Consider the following 17847-nt stretch of genomic DNA (forward strand, 5'->3'; position numbering starts at 1 on the left):
CTAAAACTTTTGATGCTGTTCAAACACAATACCGTTTAGGGAACCCTATATATACTAAGTATTGATGGAAAGTGAGCGATGAAAGCACCTTCTGTTTGCTGGGGTTTAATTAATTTAATGCTGACAGGTGGGATGCTCCTTTGGTGTGCCTCTGTAAGTGCCCAGCTAACTCCTGATGGCACCCTCAATACTACTGTCTCCCAAAGCGGTAATAACTTTACCATTACTAACGGTAGTGCCGCCAACAGTAACTTATTTCACAGTTTCCAGCAGTTTTCGGTTCCCACTGGTGGTTCGGCTACTTTTGATTTAGTAAACACGCCCAACATTTCTACCATCTTCAGCCGTGTTACCGGCGGTAATATTTCTAACATTGATGGCTTGATTCAGACGATTAACGGCAACAACCCCGTTAGTCTGTTCTTGATCAACCCTAGTGGGATCATCTTTGGAGCTAATGCCCAACTAAACATTGGGGGTTCATTTATTGGTACCACTGCCAGCAGTATTAAATTTGCCGATGGCGCTGAGTTTAGTGTAATCAATTCTGAATCTGCACCGTTGTTGAGTATCAATGTTCCCATTGGGTTGCAACTGGGTAGCAATCCCGCACCCATCAACATTCAAGGTACAGGACATACTTTGAGGAATGTCAGTGGATTGGCTCTGCTTCCTCCGATTCAGACTCCCAGTTCTACAAAACTGCGGGTACAGCCGGGAAACACCCTAGCTTTAGTGGGTGGCGACATACATCTAAATGGGGCAAACCTGGTCGCTGAAAGAGGGCGAGTTGAATTGGGTAGTGTAAGCGGTACAGCATTGGTCAACCTGATACCAACCGCACAGGGCTATACACTGGGATATGCTAATGTACAAAGCTTTGGCGATATTCAATTGGCACAGCGATCGCTATTAGATATCAGCGGCGTGAATGCAGGTTCCGTTCAAATTCAGGGTAGGCAAATTCAATTCACCGATGGCTCTCTAGTACTGGCGCAAAATTTTGGCAATCTCCCCGGCGGCGAGATTCGCCTTCAGGCTACAGAGTCCATTAATCTAATTGCCAAAACAGCTGATGGCACAATTCAGAGCGGAGTGCGTAGTAATGCTTTGGGTATGGGAGCTAGTGGGAATATCAGCGTTATTACTCCCAACTTCATTATCAAGTCGGGAGCGGGTTTGAATAGCACAACTCTTGGAGCAGCTCCCAGTGGCAATATTTACATTGATGCAACCGCCATTGAACTGTCTGGCTTTTCACCCAATAATCCTGCTAACGTCACCACGGTAAACACCACTACACTAGGCGCTGGAAATGCTGGTGATGTTTTCGTTAATGGTAATAGTCTACTAGTATCAAGCGGTGCCTCACTATCTTCGGCTACCTTTGGCAGTGGTTCTAGCGGTAAAGTGACGATTCGCAACACCAACACCACGGTGATAGGAGAAAGTCCCTCTGGACTTTACAGCAACATTAGCTCAACTACATTTGCAACCGGAAGTGCCAAAACCTTGACCCTGAATACTGCGAGATTGCAAATTCTGGATGGGGGAGCAGTTGCTACCACCTCATTTTTTGCAGGTAATGGAGGAGATTTGAGTATCAATGCTACTGAAGCGATCGCAATCAATGGTCAAGGTCGGGCAACTAATAGTAGCATTAACGCCTCCACCATCCGACCCGATGCTTTATTGCGGAAACGATTCGGTCTGCCAGATATATTAACGGCGAATGCCGGTACTTTGAGCATTACCACACCGAACTTAACGCTGACGAATGGCGGGACAGTCAGTGTCACCAGTCAAGGTAGTGGAAATGGTGGCAATATTAATATCAGTGCAGATGCCATCCAATTAAAGAATCAAGGCTTTATTCAAGCACAAACAGAATCCGGTAATGGTGGCAATATTAAATTGTCCGCTAAAAACCTGTTGCTTCTACAAGACAATAGCCAGATAACCTCAACAGCTGGCGGTTCAGGGAATGGAGGTAATATAAACATCAATGCACCCATCATCGTCGGCTTAAAAAACAGTGACATTATTGCCAATGCAGTACGAGGCAGAGGTGGTAATATCCAAATCACTACTCAAGGCATCTTTGGGCTGAAGTTCCGCAACCAACTCACTTCTGATAGTGACATCACCGCCAGTTCCCAATTTGGGGTAAGTGGCACGGTTCAAGTTAATACTATCGGTATCGATCCAAATTCGGGTTTAGTCGAACTGCCTGCAAATGTCACCGATTCATCCCAGCAAATTGCTACAGGCTGCGCAGGCAGTGAAGGCAGCCGCTTTGTGGCAACGGGACGAGGTGGTGTGCCGCAAAATCCTAATCAGCTGACGAGTGATGTCTACGATGGGCTACGCCTACGCACTTGGGATGATATACGAGATTTGTCTGCTTACCGCAAAACTGGCGAAGTGATAGCCCAAATACCCACAAAAGAGGCAGTTATTGTCCAGGCTACAGGTTGGCGACGTAATACACAAGGAAAAATTGAGTTAATTACAGATAAATCTCCTACTCAGGCGCAACAATCATTAACCTGTGCTGCTGTTCCTAAAAGTTAATCATGTTATAAATAATGCTCTAAAGGGGAACACTAACTTGAAATCAGGTTAAGGAAGTTTTTTGTGATGAGAGCCGTACCCTTTCTATTGATATTAATAACTGGGTTATTCACTTCAGAGATGATGCTAAAGGCAATACTCCCTTGGAGTGGCTCCGCTAACGCACAGGTGACATCCGACGGTACAACGAACACCATTATTAACTCAAATGGTAATAATTTCACAATTCTGAATGGGAGTGCAAAAGATAATAATTTATTTCACAGCTTCAATAATTTCTCTGTACCTACGGGTGGTTCAGCAAGATTCGATTTAATTAACACACCAAATATTACAACTATATTCAGTCGGGTTACAGGTGGAAATGTTTCCAATATTGATGGGTTAATTAGCACGCTTAATAGTAGTAACCCGGTAAGTTTGTTTTTGATGAATCCTGCGGGGATTGTGTTTGGGGCAAATGCTCGCTTGAATATTGGTGGCTCCTTTCTGGGGACGACGGCGAATAGTATTAACTTTGCCGATGGGACGGAATTTAGTGCTGTGAATGCTTCGGGTACTCCTTTGCTGACTATAAGTGTACCTGTGGGTTTGCAACTTGGGGCAAATGCTGGAGCGATACAAGTTCAAGGGGCAGACTTGCGAGTTAAAACCGGACAAACACTAGCGTTAGTTGGTAGTCAAATCGACATGACAGGGGCAAAACTGACGGCACCAAATGGACATATCGAACTATGGGCTGTGCAGAATGCTGGGATTCAAATGGAAAATCAAGCTCAATGGCAACTGACGAGTCCTGTGGCTACGACAAATTGGGGCACAATTACGTTACAACAAGCTTCATTGGTTGATGCAAGTGGAATTAACGGGGGTGCAATTAACATCCGTGGACGTGGGTTGACGGTGCAGGATGGATCAAATATTAGTTCTACTACCTTTGCTGGGCAAGGTAAGGGAATTACTGTCAAGACCACAGACTTTGTTGACCTGCTGGGTGCTTCTCTCCCAGGACAAATTAATCCTGGCATTGGAACTTCTTTAGGTATCTTTTTTGGGCCTCCAGCAACTGGGCGAGCTGGAGATGTAACAGTAGAGACAGGACGCTTAAAGTTAGCAAATGGAGCTTGGCTTCAGTCCTCTTCTAATGGCAACAATTCTCGATCGGGAGATGTAACTGTTCGGGCTTCAGATGTAGAGGTGGTAGGTTCTAATCCATTTTTTCAAATCCCCACCTCGATTACCACCACTCTCTTTGGTGGCAAGAACAATCAGAGTGGAAATATTTCCATCGAAACAAATCGAATGCGGCTGCAAGATGGTGGAATCGTCAGTACATCTTTGATACCCTTTAACGGTATCTCTCCTCCCACGGGCAAGGCTGGAAATATCTCAATCCGAGCAACTGAGAGCCTTGATATCTCAGGATACACACCCTCTCTACTACTGTCTGGAGTGGGTACGAGAATTGGTCAAACAGAAGGAGACGCGGGAAATATCTCAATCGATGTTGGACGTTTGCATCTCTTTAATGGCGGGTCTATCCGCAGTACTTTATCAGGAAAAGGGAAAGCGGGAAATATCACCATTCACGCGCAAGAGGTAGCAGTTAGCGATCCAGTAATTGATGTTATCAGCAAATTACCTGGTGGCATTACTGTTTCCGTGGGTGATAATTCAGTAGGTTCAGGTGGAAATATCGCCTTAACTGCTGACAACCTACGGCTTTTTAATGGAGGACAGATCACCTCTTCCAGCCAGGGTCAGGCAAATGCGGGAAATATTAACTTAAAAGTTAAAAACCTTGATATCCAGGGTATGTCTCAACCTTTAACTAACGGTCAAATTGTGCCCAGTGCGATCGCAGCATCTTCAACAACTAATTTTAACGCCGGAACGATAAAAATTACATCTAATACAGTTAAAATACGTAATAGTGCGGAAGTGAGCGTGAGCAATATAGGAGGCGGAGATGCAGGTAATTTGAATATTACAGCCAATAATATTTTCCTCGACAATAAAGCCAGTCTGCGATCGGAAGTCAAAGGAGGTAGTCAAGGTAACATTCACCTCCAAGCAAATGATGTTTTGCTGTTACGTCGTGGCAGTAATATTACAACTAATGCCACTGGTACTTCTACCGGAGGTAACATTGATATTACTGCTGGAGCTATTATTGCCCTTCCTGACGAAGATAGCGATATCGTTGCCAATGCGGTACTCGGAAGCGGTGGAAATATTCAAATCACCACTCAAGGCATCTTTGGGCTGAAATTCCGTCCCCAACTCACTCCAGAAAGTGACATCACCGCCAGTTCCCAATTTGGGGTGAGTGGCACTGTTCAAGTTAATACTATCGGTATCGATCCAAATTCCGGCTTAGTCGAACTACCAGTAAATGTCACCGATCCATCCCAGCAAATTGCTACAGGCTGCGCGGGCAGTGAAGGCAGCCGCTTTGTGGCAACGGGACGAGGTGGTGTGCCGCAAAATCCTAATCAGCTGACGAGTGATGTCTACGATGGGCTACGCCTACGCACTTGGGATGATGTACGAGATTTGTCTGCTTACCGCAAAACGGGTGAGCTAAATGTCCAGATTCCAGCATCTTCAAAGGTTCTCGTCGAAGCCACAACCTGGCATCGCAATGCTGACGGTAAAATTGAATTAATTGCGGTTCAATCAGCTTATATACAACCATCTTTAACCTGTGCTGCGGTATCAAACTAGTCAGTCACGACGCTGGAAATAGTAAAGTCCAAACAAGCGGAGGTTTTAATATGGCTCAAGCTTTACCCAAACTATTTACCTTTGAAGAATTTATCGAATGGCTGCCGGAAAATACTCTGCATCGTTGATTATGCAGCTTTGGGAGCAAGAAAATTTATTGGTAATCCTAAACAACCAACCATTTCTATTTATCATCTAGTTGGTCAATTTAGGAATTCAGAACGTGTTATATCCCCTACTTTTACAGATTTGAAACTGACTGCTAATCAGATTTTTAATGGTGCTTTGTAGAGCCTTTTTCTATCTACACTCCAGGCAACTTCCGAGAATATGCTGATAGCTGCTAATTATTTTGATTCCAGGCAATGGGTGTTACCAACACGACTATTTCGGGAATCCTGAGACTATCAGTTAATCAGTTAAAGGGAAGTATTTATGCCATGAGAGCGATATCTAACGACAAGCAGCGAAGCGTCTACGCTTTTCTATCTGCACTCACGACAGGATTTTTGACTTCCGGGATGGTGTTACCTGCGATATTCCTTTGGAGTGGTTGCGCCAATGCTCAGGTGACATCCGATGGTACAACTAATACCATTGTCAATCCAAGTGGTAATAATTTCACAATTATTAATGGTATTGATAAAGGTAATAATTTATTTCATAGTTTCAGTAATTTCTCAGTACCTACTGGTGGTTCAGCGACTTTCGATCTAACTAACACACCAAATATTACTACCATATTTAGTCGGGTTACAGGTGGAAATGTTTCCAATATTGATGGGTTAATTAGCACGCTTAATAGTAATAACGCGGTAAGTCTGTTTTTGATGAATCCTGCGGGGATTGTGTTTGGGGCAAATGCCCGCTTGAATATTGGCGGATCGTTTATTGGTACAACTGCCAACAGTATTAAATTTGCCGATGGTATTGAGTTTAGCGCGATTAATCCTCAATCTGCCCCGTTGTTGAGTATCAATGTTCCCCTTGGATTGCAAATGGGTAGCAATCCCGCACCGATCAACGTTCAAGGCACAGGACATGCCTTAACCTTAGGCTTGACCAATAATCTAGCTTCCATCACTCGCACTCCTAGTCCGACAGAACTGCGGGTACAGCCTGGAAAAACTCTGGCGTTGGTGGGTGGTAATCTAAATCTGAATGGGGCAACCCTGACTGCCGAACAAGGGCAAATTGAATTGGGCAGTGTGAGTGGCATAGGGCTAGTTAACTTGATACCAGATGCTCGGGGTTATACGCTTGGGTATGCTAATGGGCAAAGCTTTAATGACGTTCAACTCACTGGGCGATCGCTGCTGGATGTGAGTGGGATGAATGCAGGTTCGGTTGAAATTCAGGGTAAAGAGATCCAATTTACTGATAGTTCGCTGGCGCTGGCACAAAATCTCGGTAATCTCCCTGGTGGCAACCTGCATCTTCAGGCATCGGCAGGAATCGATCTGACTGGTACAACCAGCGGAGTTCGGAGTGAAACCTTGGGGATTGGAACTGGTGGTAACATCAGCGTCATTACTCCCCGATTCAGCCTCCAGCAGGGAGCGGCATTAACTAGCATAACCTATGGAGTATCTGCCAGTGGCAATATTCAGATCGATGCCTCAGCGCTAGAGATATCTGGCTTCTCGCTGACCAATTCAAATGCCAGCGTTATTAACACTGGTACATTCGGTTCCGGGAGCGCAGGTAATATCTTCGTCAATGGCGATAGTTTACTAATATCTGATGGTGGAGCATTGTTTTCAGCGTCGCTGGGTGTTGGTGACAGTGGTGAAGTTATCATTCACAACATTGATACCATCATCAGGGGAAGTAGCTCCCGACCTACCCCCACTGCAATTAGCTCAAATGCCTTCAGTAGAGGAAATGCCAAAACCATAACACTAGATACTGCCAGGTTACAACTGCTAAATGGGGGAACAATTACCACAGGCTCGTTTTTTGCTGGTCAGGGAGGAGATATTAGCGTAAATGCTACAGAATCCATCCAAATTATTGGTGGCACTAAGTTCAGAAATAGCGCCATCGATTCGTCTACCATGCCCATAAACCCAACATTCCAGAAGCTACTTCGTTTGCCTAATATACTGACAGCCGATGCCGGTACGATCGGCATCACAACGCCGAACCTAACGCTCAAAGATGGCGGGACAGTCAGTGTCACCAGTCAAGGTAGCGGCAATGGTGGCAGTCTCAAGATCGCAGCCAATACCATCCGATTAGAAGGTAAAGGAAGCATCCAGGCAAAAACAGAATCAGGTAATGGAGGTAATATCGCCTTAGAAGTTGGGAAGTTGTTGGTGCTGCGTGACAATAGCGCGATCGCAGCAACAGCAAACGGTAATGGTAATGGAGGTAATATAAACATTAATGCACCCATCATTGTTGGATTAGAAAACAGTGACATTATTGCTAATGCTTTTAATGGCAATGGTGGTAACATCAAAATTACCACTCAAGGCATCTTTGGGCTGAAGTTGGGCGATCGCCTCACTCCAGAAAGTGACATCACCGCCAGTTCCCAATTTGGGGTAAGTGGCACTGTTCAAGTTAATACTATCGGTATCGATCCAAATTCGGGTTTAGTCGAACTACCAGTAAATGTCACCGATGCATCCCAGCAAATTGCTACAGGCTGTGCGGGCAGTGAAGGCAGCCGTTTTGTGGCAACGGGACGAGGTGGTGTACCGCAAAATCCAACGCAGCAAGTGGCAAACCTACGCACTTGGGACGATGTGCGAGATTTGTCTGCTTACCGCAAAACGGGCGATCTCAATGCCCAAATTCCAGCATCACCGGAGATTCTCATCGAAGCTACAACTTGGTATCGCAACGCCAAGGGCAAAGTTGAGTTAATTGCAACTCAACCAGACGCTCATGTACAACAGCCCTTAACTTGTGCTGCGGTTCCCAAGAGTTAATTTGCTCAGGAATCTTATAACCAAGTTGATTAAATTTTAAAGTGATATAGTATACAAAATCCCAAAATTTTGTAGTAATAATTACTTATGTTCTTCCAAATTAAACAACTTCGTTGGCTATATATTAGTCTGGGTATTTTGAGCCTGTGTTTGGCAATAACCATTACACCTACTAGAGCGTCTTTGCCAGTACCAACAACTTCTACCCTGAATGTGTCAGCATCCACTTCTCAACCGACCAATTGGCTAGAACAGGGACGAAACCTCTACCATTCAGGACGGTTTGCTGAAGCAGTGACGATTTGGCAAACGGCAGCACAACAGTATCATACCCAAGGCGATCGCCAGGGCGAAGCTCTAAGTTTAAGTTACCTATCACTGACACAACAGGAGCTTAATCAATGGCAAGCAGCCCAACAGTCTATTGAGCAAAGTCTGAAACTGTTACAAATAACTAAACCCTCTGCTGATGCAATTCTCTGGGCACAAGCACTCAATACCCAAGCAAATTTGCAATTGCACACTGGCAAAGCCGAAACCGCCCTCGAAAGTTGGCAACAAGCTCAAAAATTTTATGAGCAAGCAGGCGACACAATGGGAAGCCTGGGTAGTCAAATCAACCAGGCACAAGCTTTACAAACTTTAGGATTTTACCGCCGTTCTAAACAACAGTTAGAGGCACTGACTCAAAAACTCCAAAGGATGCCGGATAATGAAATCAAAGTCAGTGGACTGCGATCGCTTGGTTTAGCCTTGCAAATAATTGGCGACTCTAGTAAAAGTCAACAGGTTTTAGAACAAAGTTTAGCGATCGCACAGAAAATTGCAGCTAAACCCCATTTGAGTTCTATCCTTATAAGCCTCGGTCAAACTGCCGTTGACTTGCAAGATCCAGAATCAGCATTAGATTACTTTGAACAGGCTCAACTCTTAACAACTAACCCTAGCGATCAATTACAAGCGCGTTTAGCTCAGTTCAAACTTTTTCTCAATTACGACAAACTGGAGTTTGCTAACCCACTGGCACCTCAACTACTCCAACAACTCCGAGAACTGCCCCCCAGTCACACCTCACTCTACGCAGCGATCAATTTTGTTGCCACTCTCAACCACCAGTCAAATTCTGACCAAATTCTACCGCTGAAAGATTTGGCGCAACTGATGGCAGTCACAGTCAAATCTGCACAGCAAATTCAGGATACTCAAGCTGAAGCTCATGCACTAAATCAGTGGGGAAAACTCTACCAGCGTACACAGCAGTTATCTGAAGCACAGGAGTTAACTCAGAAATCCCTCAACATTGCTCGCCAACTCCAAGCTAACGATATCATTGCTCAATCTGCTTGGCAGGTGGGACAGTTGCATCAACAACAAGGCGATCGCTCAAAAGCGATTATTGCCTATACAGAAGCAGTCAACGCTTTAAAGGCACTACGGGGAGATTTAGTGGCTATCAACCCTGATGTCCAGTTCTCTTTTCGCACCAGTGTGGAGCCTGTCTACCGAGAACTGGTTGATTTACTTCTAGAGAATCAACCTAGTCAAGCAGAACTAATCCAAGCTCGTGAATTGATTGAGGCACTGCAAATTGCGGAACTCGATAACTTTTTTCGGGAAGCCTGTTTAGATAAAACTCAACAGATCGATCGGGTTGATCCCACTGCAACCGTCATTTATCCGATTATCTTGCCAGATCGTTTAACAGTAATTCTCTCCAAAGCAGGGCAACCACTCCGTTCTTATGTCACTCACAAATCGCAAGCTGAAATTGAGCAGACTCTAGACAATTTTTTAGTTGCTCTTAACCCTGTTTCGGATTCTAAAAACCGAGATCGATTATCTCAAGAAATTTATGGTTGGTTGATTCGTCCAGAGGAAGCAGAGCAAGCATTTATTGATACCAAGACATTGGTGTTTGTTTTGGATGGTCGATTGCGGAATATTCCCATAGCAGCTCTTTTTGACGGTAAGCAATATCTGATCGAGAAGTATGCTGTGGCACTCTCACCAGGATTGCAACTAATGGCAACGCGATCGCAAAACCACATCAGTGCGATCGTGGGTGGCATTAGCCAATCTCGCGCTGGCTTTAGTGCTTTGCCTGCCGTCGAATCAGAAGTGAAACAAATCTCCAAGGCGGTATCTTCTAGGATGTTACTGAATCAGGAATTTACCAGTCAAGCCCTTGCTGAACGTGTGAAATCTAGTAGTGCAGGTATTGTCCACCTAGCAACCCACGGACAGTTTAGTTCTCGCCTCGAAGACACCTTCTTGCTCACTTGGGATGGACAAGTCAATGTTAAAGAATTATCAGAACTCCTGAAAAATCGGGGTAGCGATCCTTCAAAAGCCATTGAGTTGCTGGTACTAAGTGCCTGCGATACTGCCGCAGGCGACGATCGCGCCGTCCTGGGACTAGCAGGCTTGGCTGTCAAATCCGGCGCTCGTTCAACTATCGCCACCCTATGGCCCGTCAAAGATCGGGCAGCCGCGATGCTCATGACTCGCTTCTATGACCAACTCCGACAACCCAAAATCACTAAAGCCGAAGCACTAAGACAAGCACAAATTAGCCTAATTCGCCAAACTGATTTCCACGAACCGTTCTTTTGGTCTGGCTTTGTTTTGATCGGCAACTGGATTTAGCTAAGTAATAAGACGGACTCAATTGCAAATAATTTAGGCTATTTTTTACAGCGTTTCATCTCAAGCTCGCCTATACTGCTAGTAGAAGTTCCCTGATTTTACTCTTTCTTAGACTTATTCTCTGAGCTTCTGAACATAGTTGAAAGAAACGTATTTTGTTTGTATCACATTGCAATGACATAAGGAAAAAATCATGAAACGTCGATATTTAGCTAGTACATTGAGCGTCATCGCTCTGATCGCTAGCAGTACTTGGACTACTGCCCTTGCTGTTACATTTACCCCACCCCCCAACAGTAGCTCTCCTAGACAATCAACTGGAGGAGCTTCTCGCGGTAGTATATTTACACCTACTGCCGGCAAAGGTGCGCCCAGACAAGCAACTGGAGGAGCTTCTCGCGGTAGTATGTTTGCCCCTGCTGTCGGTAAAGGTGCGCCCAGACAAGCAACTGGAGGAGCTTCTCGTGGCAACCTCTTTACACCTGCTGTCGGCAAAAGTGCGCCCAGACAAGCAACTGGAGGAGCTTCTCGTGGCAACCTCTTTACACCTGCTGTCGGCAAAGGTACGCCCAGACAGGCAACTGGAGGAGCTTCTCGCGGCAAGCTCTTTACACCTGCCCCTGGCAAAGGCGCTCCCCAACAAGCAAGTGCAGGTGCTTCTCGCGTTGGTACTTACTACTTGAATCCATCGACTATAAGTACAACGCAACCAGCAGCGCTAATCGCCCTCTTGCCCCAAAATTTCTATGGCACAACAGTATCTGAACGTCCCACAATATTGGTCTATCTCCCAGCTTCCAATGCCGAAGAAGCAGTGTTCAGCCTCAAAGATGAAGCTGGCAATATGCAACATCAGATGAACATTTCAGTTGCAGGAAAAACTGGGGTAATCGCGATCGAATTACCAGCTAATGCACCCGCTTTAGCCGTTGGTAAAAACTATCAATGGTTCCTAGCACTGAAAGTAGATGGTCAACTCAGTCCGAGTACGCCTTACGTCGATGGTTGGATTCAGCGTATCCAGCCCAGCGCGGAGTTGGCAACAGCAATCCAAGAGCAAGATGCTCTGAAGCGGGCTACTATTTTGGGTAAAAACGGTGTTTGGTATGACTGTGTGGCAACACTAGCATCGGTATATACCACTCAACCTAACAATGCGACTCTCCGAAAACAATGGGAAGAACTTCTATCCTCAGTGAGTTTGAAGGAGATTGTAACAGCGAACTTATTAGCATCTACTAACTAATACCAATTTGGGCATGGGTATGGGAAGAGACAAGGTAGACAAAGGAGAGGGGGGAGACAAAGAAGAAACTTGTTCACTAATTCCTCCTTGTCCCCTTTGTTCCCCTCTTCTTACTTCCACCCAGTCCTTATTACCTCTTATCCCCACAGGGAACCCTACCTTCCCCAATCCCCATTGCATGACACAAATATGTGGCGCAGATTCCAGGCTTTTATCCAACGTACTCGCAGCGTTTTGATTATTACTCCTAGCGTTGCCTTGACGGTTATAGTTGGGCAATCGTTGGGACTTTTCAATTTACCGGAATGGAAAATTCGCGACGAATGGGTTCGTCAGCGATCTTCACAGGCGATGCCTATGGCGGGCTACGCCTACGCAGATGAGATTGTGATTGTTACAATCGATGAGCGCGATATCCAATCGGTGCGTAAATGGCCAGTTCCAGACTGGGCGCTGGCACGATTACTAGAAAAAATCCGGGCGCAGCAGCCTAGAGCCATTGGCTTGGATCTGTATCGAGATTTACCGGAAGGAAGCGGACACGAGCAACTTGTTCAAGTCTTTCGCAACACTCCCAATTTAATCGGAGTTGAGAAAATTACTGGCGAACGCGTCAATCCCCCGCCGGAATTGAAAAAACAGGATCAAGTAGGATTAGCAGATTTAGTCTTGGATGGCGATCGCTTTGTACGTCGTGCCCTCTTGACAGCTGAAGATGCCAAAGAAAAAAACACCATTAAAGCCGGACTAGCAACCCTTGTAGCCCTAAAGTACCTCGAAGCTGAAAAAATTAGCTTAGAAAGCATTGACCCCCAACAGCAAAAGTTTAAGTTGGGTAAGGAAATTTACTTACCACTGCAAAATCAAGAAGCAGGTTATACCGATGCCGATTTAGGAGGCTATCAAATTCTGCTCAATTGGCATGGTTCAGAAGCCGCATTTCGGACAGTTGCGATGCGCGATGTATTAGCAGGGAAAATTCCGGCAGATTTGATGCGCGATCGCATGGTATTTATTGGGTCAATCGCCTCCAGTACCAATGATTTCTTCAGCACACCCTTCTCTTCTTGGATCTCTGCTCAAAAACCGACTCCAGGTGTGGTTGTTCATGCCAATATTGCTCATCAACTAGTACGAGGAGCAAAAACAGGAAATGCCAGTCTGCACGGTGTTTCTGGCATTTATTTATCACTCTGGATTGTTTTGTCGTCTGTCATTGGTTCTACAGGCAGTTGGTTGTTATCCAGTAACAAGTTGCGGATTCCCGGCGGCAAAATTCTTTGGGCAACTGTAAGCATCAGTGGAGCCTGTATATGGGGTGGCTATGGGATGTTTTTGTATGGTGTTTTAATTCCGGTAACACCCACTTTAGCGGCGTTCATCAGTAGTGTGATTGCAACAACTAATGCCTATAAACAGCGGAAGTTAGAAGAAACAAATCGCCAACTGGAAATTGCCAACAGTCAACTATTGGATTATTCCAAAACCCTAGAGACAAAAGTCGAAGAACGCACTCATGAATTAATGGAGGCAAAGCAAGCTGCCGATGCTGCCAATCAGGCCAAGAGTGAGTTTCTCGCCAACATGAGCCACGAACTACGTACACCTCTCAATGGCATCCTTGGTTTTGCCCAGGTACTAGAAGGATCGCCAAACATGACAGCTAAAAACCTAGAAGGAGTCAGCATTATCTACCAATGCGGTTCGCATCTTTTGATGCTGATCAATGACATTCTCGATCTCTCGAAGATAGAAGCAAGGAAATTGGATTTGGTTGTTACTAGCGTGCATCTGCCCAGTTTCTTACATGGTGTAACTGAGATTTGTGGTATCCGGGCTGAACAGAAAGGGATTAGATTTAATATCTTAATTAGCGATCGCCTACCACTGGCAATTGAAGTTGATGAAAAACGGCTGCGGCAAGTGTTAATTAATTTGCTGGGCAACGCGATCAAATTTACAGACAACGGTAGTGTAACGTTCAAAGTGGAAGTCATTAGTCAAGAGTCTAAACAAACGACTAATGACAATGGACAAATGACACATCAAAAGATTCGTTTTCAGATTGAAGATACGGGTATTGGTATGTCACCAGATCAACTGGAGAAAATCTTTTTGCCCTTTGAGCAAGTGGGTGAAGCAGGACAACGATCTGAAGGTACTGGCTTGGGATTGGCCATTAGCCAAAAAATTGCAGTGTTGATGGAGAGCCAAATTCAGGTGCAGAGTCACCTGGGTGAAGGAAGTCTGTTTTGGCTGGATTTGACAGTATCAGTGCCACTCGATCATGACTGGCGTGGAGGCTCACTACCTGTGACGGATTACATCCCAACTCCCCAAAAAATTACCGGGATTCAAGGTAGTGCGCCTCAGATTCTGATTGTTGATGACGATCGCATCCACTGTTCTATGTTGACCAATCTGCTGCAAGAAATTGGCTGTCGAACCCTAGAAGCAACCGATGGCAAACATGGGCTACAAGTAGCAATCGAACACAATCCAGATGTGATTCTACTCGATTTAGCCATGCCCAATATGGATGGTTTTGAGCTAATGGTTCACCTGCAAGCGAATCCACAAACCTGTTCTATTCCGATTATCGTCTCTAGTGCTAGCGTTTTTGAGGAAAATCGCCAGCGGAGTTTAGAGGCAGGGGCAACAGCATTCCTACCCAAACCTCTGCAAATTGACGAACTACTCAATAGACTGCGATCGTTGTTGGGAGTGGAATGGATATATGCCGAATCTTCGTCTCCCAAAGATGAGCAAATTACTGATAGTGAATGGGTTCTACCATCTCAAGATGTTTTGCAACAACTCTATCATCTGGCAATGATGGGAGATATCTCGGCGATTGAGGGAATGTTAAGAGAACTAATTGAGGAAAACAGTCAATTAGCTCCCTTTGCAGCAGAGTTAAGCAAACTCACTGCCAATTTCCAAACCGGAAAAATCCGTAAGTTACTCAAATCATTTGTTACAACGGAGTTACATCCATGATCGCTGTTCCTATCTCGAAACCCATACATATTCTATTAGTGGATGACAATCCAAACAATCTCAAGGTGCTATCGGAAGCGATTCAGAGGTGCGGCTGGAAAGCCCTCATGGCAACAGATGGAGAGTCAGCGATCGAACAAACAGAATATGCTCATCCCGATCTAATTCTCTTGGATGTGATGATGGCAGGTATTGATGGATTTGAAACTTGTCGCAGACTGAAAACCAATCCTGTCACTCACAATATTCCAGTAATTTTCATGACTGCCCTATCCGATTCTACAGACAAGGTGGCGGGATTGGAAATAGGTGCAGTTGACTACATTACCAAACCCTTCCAACACGAAGAAGTCATTGCCCGTTTAAAGTTACATCTCAAAATTTACCATCTCACCCGCACATTAGAAGAACGCGTGCAAGAACGCACCGCAGAATTAACTCAATCTCTACAGCAGTTGCAGCAAACCCAACTACAAATGATCCAGAGTGAGAAAATGTCCACATTAGGGCAGTTGGTTGCAGGTATTGGTCATGAGATTAATAATCCGGTTGGTTTTGTTGGCGGAAATTTATCTTATATTGAGGAATATGTAAATAATCTACTTCGCCTAGTGAGCCTGCAACAGCAGAAGCTAACGCAGCCAGACCTGGAAATTCAAGAGCTTCTTGAAGAAATCGACTTGGAGTATCTGGCAGAGGATCTGCCGAAACTACTGGCATCCATGCACCAAGGAATTACCCGTCTGAAAGATATTAGTCTGTCTCTAAGAACTTTTACTCGCGCAGATATTTCATCTCAGGTGGAGTTTCAGATTCACGAAGGAATTGATAGCACCTTAATGCTGTTGAAACATCGACTCAAAGGCAATGGCGATCGCACTAAAATCCAGGTTGTCACACAATACGGTGAGTTACCTCCAATCAATTGCTATCCCGGACAACTGAACCAGGTGTTCATGAATATCATCGCCAATGCCATTGATGCATTTGATGAACTCCATCAAAAAAATTGCGATCGAGATATTGCTGCTTGCCCGAATGTCATCACCATTACCACATCGGTTAATCCCCAACAACAAACCGTCACAATTTGTATCCAAGATAACGGCCCCGGCATGCTTACTGAGGTGCAATCTCGAATTTTTGAGCAATCTTTCACAACCAAGGCTGTGGGCAAGGGAACCGGACTGGGATTAGCGATCAGCTACCAAATTATTGTTGACAAACACAACGGACAAGTCAAATGCTTATCAATACCTGGTGAGGGGACAAAATTTATTATTACTCTGCCAATGTAACTGAATATACATAATTTTTATCAGAAATTTTGCAACTCAACATAACCAAATCCAGTCCATATAAGCCCAAAACACTTGTAGAGACGGGGATTTATCGCGTCTAAAAAAACTAAGATTTTTGCCACTAGCCCTTAACTGAACTGTATTACCAAATAATCAATAAAATCTAATACAGTTCAGTTAAGCAAAGCGTATTGGATTATTTGGAAGTTTACAACAAATAAATTATCCAATCTTTTCAGATGGGCTGAAAAACCCGCATTTGGCTATGGGCGGGTGAGATACCCACCCTAATTATGCAATTTTAATTTGGAATAACTTATTTCAGAGCGCAGAACCATCAAACGCAGTTTTGTAAGCATCAGCAGTTTCTATGCCAAAACCTCCAGCTTCGATATGACGAACTAGCGATTGAATGATGGGTGTAGCAATACTAATACCAAATAAAGCATTGAAGCCTGCAACAACCACTGGTGCTGACAAAATGATTGTAAATTCTGGAAATAAAGCTAACACAGCCACCAAGACCAAAAAAACAATTGGCGTCGCAATACCTGCTGCCTTTGCTGCTTCAAAAATTAGATTTTTATACTCTTCAACAGTAATATCGCCCCGATAAAGATCCAAAGAGTAAGAAATCGCCGTGACTACAACCTGAGTGAGAATAGCTGTTCCCGTTGCAGTAATCCCAAGTTTCGCGATCGTCCCAGAATTGCTGACAATAGAATCTACCGCATTATAAACTCGAATATAAAACTGTTCGCCAACTGTCATTACTTTGGCTCCTCGGCGGAGATTGTCAACACCTACTTCCCAAAGAATATTATCAGCAGCATTCGAGCCACCTTGGGAACGTGGCTTGATGTGACTACCATGCTTATCTCTAAGAAATTGACGAATTGTATATTCTTTACCTCCAAGCTTTGATGTGCCAGGAATTTTCTCAAAAAGCTTCATGACATCTGCATCAGAGCGATGTAAGTCTCCCACCCGAACACCAGCACGATATCTCAGTCTATTTGCAATCTTAGGCATCTCTTGGGCTAATTCGGCAGCTGTCTTTGGTAAATTTTGCAAAGCATCAGCCATAACCATGCTAGATGCGGAAACTCCAACAGCAGTTTGTTGAAATGTTTTACTAACATTTTGAACAGTTTCAAAACCTGACTGTGCTGCTATGGTTGACAAACTTTGCAAATCATTAACTGTATTGATACTTGAAGTAGTCATTTCGCTAGTAGCGTTCTTGATTCCATCAACTACCTCATTCATCCCGTTTACGACATTGTTGGCTGCTTCTTGAGCTTTATCTCTAACCGTATCTGCCAACTTTTGTGCTTCGTTGATAAAATCCATATTTTCTGCTGTGGAGTGTTTGCTCCAGTTTCTCTTTCTCAAACTAAGAAGCACCTCAGCA

8 protein-coding genes and 1 pseudogene are annotated in these 17847 nt (G+C 44.6%); 8 read left to right on the forward strand and 1 reads right to left on the reverse strand.

Annotated features, from left to right (window positions below; all coding sequences use genetic code 11):
- Positions 1-78: 78 nt before the first annotated feature.
- From V7K53_RS13785 to V7K53_RS13820, 8 genes and pseudogenes are all read left to right on the forward strand, one after another.
- Positions 79-2574, forward strand: coding sequence for an S-layer family protein (locus V7K53_RS13785; RefSeq protein WP_335198084.1), 2496 nt, complete (start codon positions 79-81; stop codon positions 2572-2574).
- A 66-nt stretch (positions 2575-2640) separates the two neighbouring features.
- Positions 2641-5301, forward strand: coding sequence for an S-layer family protein (locus V7K53_RS13790; RefSeq protein WP_335198117.1), 2661 nt, complete (start codon positions 2641-2643; stop codon positions 5299-5301).
- 120 nt (positions 5302-5421) lie between these two features.
- A pseudogene (locus tag V7K53_RS13795) lies at positions 5422-5592 on the forward strand (Uma2 family endonuclease); the annotation flags it as partial.
- A gap of 149 nt (positions 5593-5741) precedes the next feature.
- On the forward strand, positions 5742-8240 hold the full coding sequence (locus V7K53_RS13800) for a two-partner secretion domain-containing protein (protein ID WP_442940491.1): 2499 nt from the start codon (positions 5742-5744) through the stop codon (positions 8238-8240).
- A gap of 87 nt (positions 8241-8327) precedes the next feature.
- A complete protein-coding gene (locus V7K53_RS13805; RefSeq protein ID WP_335198085.1) occupies positions 8328-10886 on the forward strand; it encodes a CHAT domain-containing protein in 2559 nt (852 codons plus the stop codon).
- A gap of 193 nt (positions 10887-11079) precedes the next feature.
- A complete protein-coding gene (locus V7K53_RS13810) occupies positions 11080-12132 on the forward strand; it encodes a DUF928 domain-containing protein (RefSeq protein WP_335198086.1) in 1053 nt (350 codons plus the stop codon).
- 189 nt (positions 12133-12321) lie between these two features.
- Positions 12322-15132: a CHASE2 domain-containing protein gene (locus tag V7K53_RS13815; protein WP_335198087.1), complete on the forward strand. Its 2811-nt coding sequence runs from the start codon at positions 12322-12324 to the stop codon at positions 15130-15132.
- A complete protein-coding gene (locus tag V7K53_RS13820) occupies positions 15129-16430 on the forward strand; it encodes a hybrid sensor histidine kinase/response regulator (RefSeq protein ID WP_335198088.1) in 1302 nt (433 codons plus the stop codon). Before V7K53_RS13815 ends, V7K53_RS13820 begins: the two co-directional genes overlap by 4 nt.
- Before the next feature lie 324 nt (positions 16431-16754).
- Here V7K53_RS13820 and V7K53_RS13825 read toward each other — a convergent pair whose 3' ends face one another.
- Positions 16755-17786: an HNH endonuclease gene (locus tag V7K53_RS13825; protein ID WP_335198089.1), complete on the reverse strand. Its 1032-nt coding sequence runs from the start codon at positions 17784-17786 to the stop codon at positions 16755-16757.
- Between the last annotated feature and the right edge of the window lie 61 nt (positions 17787-17847).

The sequence above is a fragment of the Nostoc sp. genome, assembly GCF_036917355.1.
Classification (GTDB): domain Bacteria; phylum Cyanobacteriota; class Cyanobacteriia; order Cyanobacteriales; family Nostocaceae; genus Nostoc.

Excerpts from the sequence above, each read along its gene's own strand:
- V7K53_RS13820 (WP_335198088.1), top strand. The coding sequence starts at position 15,129 with ATGATCGCTGTTCCTATCTCGAAACCCATACATATTCTATTAGTGGAT.
- V7K53_RS13805 (WP_335198085.1), top strand. The coding sequence starts at position 8,328 with ATGTTCTTCCAAATTAAACAACTTCGTTGGCTATATATTAGTCTGGGT.
- V7K53_RS13810 (WP_335198086.1), top strand. The coding sequence starts at position 11,080 with ATGAAACGTCGATATTTAGCTAGTACATTGAGCGTCATCGCTCTGATC.
- V7K53_RS13825 (WP_335198089.1), bottom strand. The coding sequence starts at position 17,786 with ATGGATTTTATCAACGAAGCACAAAAGTTGGCAGATACGGTTAGAGAT.
- V7K53_RS13800 (WP_442940491.1), top strand. The coding sequence starts at position 5,742 with ATGAGAGCGATATCTAACGACAAGCAGCGAAGCGTCTACGCTTTTCTA.
- V7K53_RS13815 (WP_335198087.1), top strand. The coding sequence starts at position 12,322 with ATGTGGCGCAGATTCCAGGCTTTTATCCAACGTACTCGCAGCGTTTTG.
- V7K53_RS13790 (WP_335198117.1), top strand. The coding sequence starts at position 2,641 with ATGAGAGCCGTACCCTTTCTATTGATATTAATAACTGGGTTATTCACT.
- V7K53_RS13785 (WP_335198084.1), top strand. The coding sequence starts at position 79 with ATGAAAGCACCTTCTGTTTGCTGGGGTTTAATTAATTTAATGCTGACA.